1 protein-coding gene and 1 other annotated feature are annotated in these 875 nt (G+C 36.1%); the gene reads left to right on the top strand.

Annotated elements, in window-relative coordinates; genetic code table 11:
* Window positions 1-390 precede the first annotated feature (390 nt).
* Window positions 391-610 (top strand) — a binding site (T-box leader).
* A gap of 130 nt (window positions 611-740) precedes the next feature.
* Window positions 741-875 (top strand): archease (locus tag COZ07_RS08265; protein WP_406608091.1); only part of this gene is annotated, 135 nt, incomplete at its 3' end.

Below are 875 nucleotides of genomic sequence, written 5' to 3'. Positions count from 1 at the left end.
GTAAGGAGAATTATTGCGATAAATATATATCGGGCGTATTTAGTAATAAAATTGGCCACTTTTTTCATCATTTTATTTTTTATTCTCTCCATTCCTCTCCATATTTTAAATCGGTTTTCATTATAACTGACTGGTCAGTCGAATGTCAAGGAAAATAAAAATAAAAAAATTTTTTTGTTACGGTTTTTTGTATTTGGAGTAGTGGTCGGATTTATCCGACCCATGTTTTTTAAGCAACTTTTCTAGCGGGTTCGATGAATCGAACCCCTACCTCTGGCTCTTGACGTCTAATTTTCCCTACGCAATACGCGATACGATATACACAATACGAGTAAAGCTTGACAAAAAGGGATATTAAAACCTATAATTAAGGCAACAAAATGAATATATAATTAAATATTTAAGGGGATAGTAGATAACAGTCATTCCCAGAGAACTGATGGCTGGTGAAAATCAGTAGGTGACTTTACCGAATTCCACCCCTCAATAATTTTCTGGTGAAATAGAGTATCCAGAGACGCACTATAGTGTGTTAAAAAATAGCCAATGAAGGATAGGATGTTCCTATTAAAATAGGGTGGCACCACGTGAGTAAGCTCTCGTCCCTGGTAGTATAGATATTACTAACTGACGAGAGTTTTTTGTTTAAATGAAAAGTTCAACAAGTTAAGACCCTCCCCCGCCCTCCCCCTTCGAGGGGGGAGGGTTTGGGTAGGGGTGAAAAAAGGTAATAAATATCTATGAAAGAATTTGAAATAATTGATCATACTGCTGATATCGGAATAGTTGCTTATGGAAAGACTAAAAGAGAAGTTTTCATCAATGCTGCTAAAGGGATGTTTGAAATTATCGCTGGAGAAGACAGAGACCTTAAA

The sequence above is a fragment of the Candidatus Infernicultor aquiphilus genome, assembly GCF_002784285.1.
Taxonomy (GTDB): domain Bacteria; phylum Atribacterota; class Phoenicimicrobiia; order Phoenicimicrobiales; family Phoenicimicrobiaceae; genus Infernicultor; species Infernicultor aquiphilus.
Note: the sequence above shows the minus strand (reverse complement) of the source record. Positions and strands in the feature narration are given on the sequence as shown.